The sequence below is a fragment of the Acidisphaera sp. S103 genome, assembly GCF_009765975.1.
Taxonomy (GTDB): Bacteria; Pseudomonadota; Alphaproteobacteria; order Acetobacterales; family Acetobacteraceae; genus Rhodopila.
In genome coordinates this window covers 1-5,486 of sequence record NZ_LMUJ01000099.1, presented here as the reverse complement: position 1 = coordinate 5,486, position 5,486 = coordinate 1, and the positions used below count along the sequence as shown (strand labels likewise).

Sequence of the window (5,486 nt, the reverse complement as noted above, 5' to 3'; positions counted from 1 at the left end):
CCCCGCCCGGCCATGACGATTGGGCAACACCTTGGCGATCCTCCGTTGCGGTCACTCGCGCCATGAAACTCGCCCTGCCTGTCATGATCGCGTTGCTGCTGGCGCTGCCGCTGGTGATGCACAATCAGTATTTTCTGCATGTGGGGATCGTTATCGCCATCAATGTGATCATGGCGGTCAGCATGTGGCTGCTGGGCATTACCGGGCTGATCTCCTTCGGGCAGGCCGGATTCATGTTTATTGGTGCGATGACTACGGCGCTACTGACCAAAGACCTCGGCTGGTCGTTCTGGGTGGCGTTGCCGCTGTCAGCGATCATGGCGGGGTTGGTCAGCGCGCCCGTCGGCCGGCTGAGCCTTCGGGTCAAGGGGGTGTATTTCTTCCTGGTGACGCTGGCGTTCGGCCAGGTGGTGGCCGGGGTGTTCGCCTATTTCGAGAAACCGTTCGGTGGGTGGTACGGCATCCGTGATATCCCGCCGCCTCAGCCGGCGGCGTTCTTCGGGGTCCTCGACAAAGCCGCGTTCTATTATCTGGCGCTTGGCCTGGTCCTGGTCACGTGCTGGATCATCCATCGCATCAGCCGGTCCTGGTTCGGCATGGTGCTGTGGAGCATCCGCGAGGGCGACCTGCTGGCAAGCTCGATCGGGATCGACGTGCCCGGGACCAAGTTGATCGCGTTCATCGTTTCAGCGTTCTTCGCCGGCGCGGCCGGTAGTTTGTACGCCAGTTATTTCGGCTATATCAGCCCGCTGGTGTTTACGTTTGAATATTCCGTCAATGTTCTGGTCTATATCGTCGTGGGCGGCTTCGCCAGCATGGCCGGGCCGATCGTCGGTGCCGTCGCGTTGACCCTGGTGCCGGAGTTATTCCGCGTCACCGGCAAATACCAGATGATGGCGTTCGGACTGATTCTCGTCGGATCCATGCTGCTGATGCCGCAGGGGATCATCGGGGCGTGGCAGAAGCTGGTCACCCCGCGCGGGCGGGCCTGAACGATGCCGCTGTTGCAGGTTTCGGGGCTGACACGCCGGTTCGGTGGGCTGGTGGCGGTGAACGACGTTTCGCTGTCGGTCGAAGCCGGCGAAATCCGTGGGCTGATCGGGCCGAACGGCGCCGGGAAAACAACCCTATTCAATCTGGTCAGCGGCACGATCCCGCCGTCCGGGGGGACGGTTCATTTCGACGGGCGGGATATCACCCGGGTGCCGATGCATGCCCTGGTGCGACGCGGGCTGGTGCGCACGTTCCAGCATGCGCAACTGTTTCCGACGTTCTCGGTGCTGAAGAATGTGCTGGTCGGGTTGCATGTCCACGCCCATTCCGGGTTCTGGGCGGGGCTGATCGATCCACCGGGATCCCGGCGGCATAATGACGATTTGTATCAGCGGGCGTTGGACATTATCCGCTTTGTCGGGCTGGAGGGACGGGAGGACGAAACCGCCGGCAGTCTGTCGCATGGTTACAAACGCATCTTGCAGGTGGCGATCGGGCTGGCGCCGAAGCCCAGGCTGCTGCTGCTGGATGAACCCGTTGCGGGGATGAATCATGCCGACGTGGACCGCATGATGGTGCTGGTTCGCAGCCTGCGCGATGCGCAAGGGATTACTGTTGTTTTGGTGGAACATAATATCCGAGCGGTTATGAATGTATGTGATCGGATCAGTGTTTTGCAGTTTGGGAAGAAGATTGCCGAGGGCTCACCGCAGGAAGTTTCACGCGATCCGAAAGTGATCGAGGCGTATCTCGGCGTGGCGGACGATGAAGATGCTGCTTGAGGTGTCCGCCATCGCCGTCGCCTATGGGACCGCACAGGTACTGCACGGGGTGTCGCTGACGGTCGCGACGGGCGAGACCGTCACACTGATCGGCGCCAACGGGGCGGGGAAGACGTCGTGCCTGCGGGCGATCTCTGGCCTGGAGCCGCTGACCGCCGGCAGCATCCGGTTCGAGGGCGAACGGATCGACACGTTGACGCCTCGGCAGCGGCTGGACCGTGGGCTGGTGCATGTGCCCGAGGGTAAGCGGCTGTTCACGCGGATGACGGTGCGGGAGAATTTGGCGATGGGCGCCTTTCTGCGCACCGACGCCTCGGCTATCCGTTCTGATATCGACGCGATGTACGCCCGTTTCCCGATCCTGCGGGCCAGGCATAGCCAGGCTGCCGGCAGTTTATCGGGTGGAGAACAGCAGATTTTGGCGTTTGCCCGCGGGTTGATGGCTCGACCCAAACTGCTGCTGGTGGATGAGCCGACGGTTGGGTTGTCGCCGCTGATGGTGCGGGAGTTGTCGGCCGCGCTGCGGGCGATCCATGCCGATGGTGTTGCCATTCTGCTGGTGGAACAGAATGCCGCGATGGCACTGCGCCTGGCCAGCCGCGGCTATCTGCTGGAAACCGGAAGCTGCGTCGCCGAGGACGAAACCAAGGCGCTGATGGTGAACGATTACGTGCGAAAAGCGTATCTGGGGATCTGAGGGAGGACGGAACGATGAAATTCGGTTTCTGCATCATGTCGGATATCGACGAGATCGGCTTCTTCAGTTTCATCGAGAATCTGGGCTACGATTCCGCCTGGGTTGCCGACAGCCAGATGATGTATTCCGACGTCTACATGGTGTGTGCGCTGGCGGCGCAGCAGACGAAACGGCTGCGCATCGGTCCGGGCACCGCGATCTGCGGCACGCGCATTCCGCCGGTGCAGGTGGCAGCAATGGCGACCCTGAACCGCATGGCGCCGGGCCGTGTGTTCCTGGGCATCGGCACCGGCAACACCGCGATGCGCACCATGGGCCAGAAGCCGATGAAGATGGCGGCGTTCGGGGACTATCTACGGGTGGTGTCCGGACTGCTGGATGGGCAGGTGGTGGATTACGCGTTCGAGGGACGGTCGCGGCCGGTGAAGATGCTGCGGCATGAGACCCGGTTCATGAATTTGTTGCCTCGGATACCACTTTATGTGTCGGGATTTGGGCCGCGTGCGATGGCCTTGGCGGGGGAACATGGGGATGGGCTGGTGTTCGCGATTCCACCTCGCGGTGTGGCGGTGCAGGACGCGCTGGGCCACGCCCGCCAGGGGGCGGCGCGTAACGGCCGGGACATGAGCGGGTTCCGTAACGCGACGCTGACGAGCGTGGCGCTGCTGCAACCTGGGGAGGCGGCTGATTCGGACCGGATCAAGCGGTCGGTCGGGCCTAATGTCATGGCGAGCGTCTATTACTTTTACGATATGGTTCATGAGACTGGGATCGAGCCGCCGGATTTCCTGAAGCGTATCTGGAAGCCTTACTGCGCGCTGGTGGAACAGACGCCGCAGGAGCATCGGCATTTCCGGACGCATGAGTTTCACTACACCGATCTGCATCCGGGCGAGGCGGAACTGATCGACGCGCAGTTGATCCGCGATACCTGTCTGGTCGGGACGGCGGACGAGGTGGTCGAGCGGATCCGGGGGCTGGAGCAGGATGGGTTGCAGGAGATGGTCTTTGCGGTTGGTAACGAAACGAAGTGGCGGCTGGCGGAGGAGTTTTCCCGGACTGTGATGGATCGGTTGTAGGCTTTTCTGGCGACCCTGGTCTTCGGCGCCGATTATCGTTGCAGGCCGACCGGCGTCGGTCGTTATGGATTGGTCGGCCTGTGTTGTCGTGGCGCGGCCGGCCTCTTCATCATGGCACGGCGCAGTCCGGGCCATCTGGTCCCCCGTTGTCGAACCCGGAGGTTCAAACGCGCCCGGAGACGTCGGGACGGGAGGTGGGTCCACGGTTTACAAATCCTTAACCGAGCGGTGCCACTATCTGCCGATGAAGGGCAGTTGGGTTTACGTCATGACGAACCGGATGCATGGCACGCTGTATGTCGGCGTGACGAACGACATTGCCCGCCGCGTCGGAGAGCATCGGCAAGGGATCGGATCGGTATTTACGTCTCGTTATAAGTTGTACCGAATTGTTTATATGGAGCACCATGACGAAATCGAGTTGGCTATCAATCGGGAGACCCGGTTCAAGCATTGGCCTCGTTCGTTGAAATTGAAGTTGATCGAGGCTCAGAATCCGTCTTGGGCGGATTTGTATGAGCGGTTCAATGTGTGAGTGAGGTCGTGAGGTGATGATCTGGATCAGATGGACCGGACTTCGCCGGTCCATGACGGCGGAGAGCGAGAGGTCCATGACGTCGGCCCGCGACGCGGGGGTCTCGCCGGTTCATGACGGTGGGGAGTGAGAGGTCTGCTCCGTCGCCAATCGCCCTTAGCTGTGACGATGACGTCGCGCATTTGGCGCCTACATAGGTAGCCACACCACGAAAGTCCTTTGCATGCGAATTTCTATCGTGATCGCCGCGCTTGCGATCGCACTTTTGCCTATGGCGGCGGGCGCCGCGGAGCCGGCTTATGGACCTGAGTTGCAAGGCTTCGCCTATCCCTGGCCGGTGTCGCATTACCGTTTCACCTCGCAGGGTGAGGCGCTCGATATGGCTTACCTGGATGTGAAGCCGACCAAGCCAAATGGGCGCACCGCGGTGCTGCTGCATGGGAAGAATTTCTGCTCCGCCACCTGGCAGGCGACCATCACCGTGCTGACCGGGGCGGGCTATCGGGTGATCGCGCCGGATCAGATCGGTTTCTGCAAATCGACCAAGCCGGCGCATTACCAGTACAGCTTCCAGCAGCTTGCCGGGAACACGCGGGCGCTGCTGGAGTCTCTGGGCATCGGCAAGGTGACCGTGATCGGGCACTCGACCGGCGGCATGCTGGCGATCCGCTATGGGCTGATGTACCCGGCCGAGGTGGAGCAGCTTGTGCTGGTCGATCCGATCGGGCTGGAGGATTGGAAGGCCAAAGGCGTCCCTTGGCCGAGCGTGGATACGTGGTACCGGCAGGAGTTGCAGACCTCGGCTGATCGTATCCGGGATTATGAGCGTGCTACTTATTATGCCGGGACCTGGAAGCCGGAGTACGAGAAGTGGGTCGATATGCTGGCCGGCCTGAACAATGGTCCGGGGCATACGATCGTCGCCTGGAACTCGGCGTTGCTGTACGACATGATCTATACTCAGCCGGTGGTCTATGAGTTGGGCGACCTGACGATGCCGGTGCTGCTGATGATTGGCGACAAGGACACGACGGCGATCGGCAAGAACTTCGCGCCGCCTTCGATCCGGCCGACGCTGGGGAATTATCCGGCTCTCGGCAAGGCGGCGGCGGCGCGCATCCCGCATGCGACGTTGGTGGAATTTCCCAGTTTGGGTCATGCGCCGCAGATCCAGGATCCGGAGGCGTTCCACAAGGCGCTGCTGGCTGGGCTGGTGCGGTAGTTGTCGGTTGATGCCGTGCTCGCGGCACTTGCTTGGGCTGCCTGTCGCGGCGCCTGTGCTTGTGCAGATGGCCCGGACTTCGTGTACAGACTGGAGACCTTCCTGACAGGTGTTCGGAGAGCTTCCTGACACTTTAGGATCGCTGGAGCAATGGAGCGCCAGCGATGCCGTGGAAATC

The 5,486-nt window shown here is 61.7% G+C and carries 6 protein-coding genes; all 6 read left to right on the top strand.

Annotation, left to right across the window (positions count from 1 at the left end; translation table 11 throughout):
- Nucleotides 1–992, top strand: a 992-nt coding sequence (locus GSQ89_RS31990) for a branched-chain amino acid ABC transporter permease (RefSeq protein WP_216856516.1), incomplete at its 5' end; no start/stop codon positions are given.
- A 3-nt stretch (nucleotides 993–995) separates the two neighbouring features.
- Nucleotides 996–1,775, top strand: a complete 780-nt coding sequence (locus GSQ89_RS31985; RefSeq protein ID WP_158932166.1) for an ABC transporter ATP-binding protein — start codon at nucleotides 996–998, stop codon at nucleotides 1,773–1,775.
- A complete protein-coding gene (locus GSQ89_RS31980) occupies nucleotides 1,759–2,472 on the top strand; it encodes an ABC transporter ATP-binding protein (RefSeq protein WP_254073464.1) in 714 nt (237 codons plus the stop codon). The genes GSQ89_RS31985 and GSQ89_RS31980 overlap by 17 nt, the downstream gene beginning before the upstream one ends.
- 14 nt (nucleotides 2,473–2,486) lie before the next feature.
- Nucleotides 2,487–3,551 carry an LLM class flavin-dependent oxidoreductase gene (locus GSQ89_RS31975; protein ID WP_158932165.1) on the top strand — a complete coding sequence of 355 codons (1,065 nt, stop codon included), beginning with the start codon at nucleotides 2,487–2,489 and terminating at the stop codon, nucleotides 3,549–3,551.
- A gap of 268 nt (nucleotides 3,552–3,819) precedes the next feature.
- The gene (locus tag GSQ89_RS31970; RefSeq protein WP_254073463.1) at nucleotides 3,820–4,086 is read left to right on the top strand and encodes a GIY-YIG nuclease family protein; all 267 of its coding nucleotides are present in this window, start codon (nucleotides 3,820–3,822) and stop codon (nucleotides 4,084–4,086) included.
- A gap of 223 nt (nucleotides 4,087–4,309) precedes the next feature.
- Nucleotides 4,310–5,308: an alpha/beta fold hydrolase gene (locus GSQ89_RS31965; protein WP_158932164.1), complete on the top strand. Its 999-nt coding sequence runs from the start codon at nucleotides 4,310–4,312 to the stop codon at nucleotides 5,306–5,308.
- The last annotated feature ends 178 nt before the right edge of the window (nucleotides 5,309–5,486 follow it).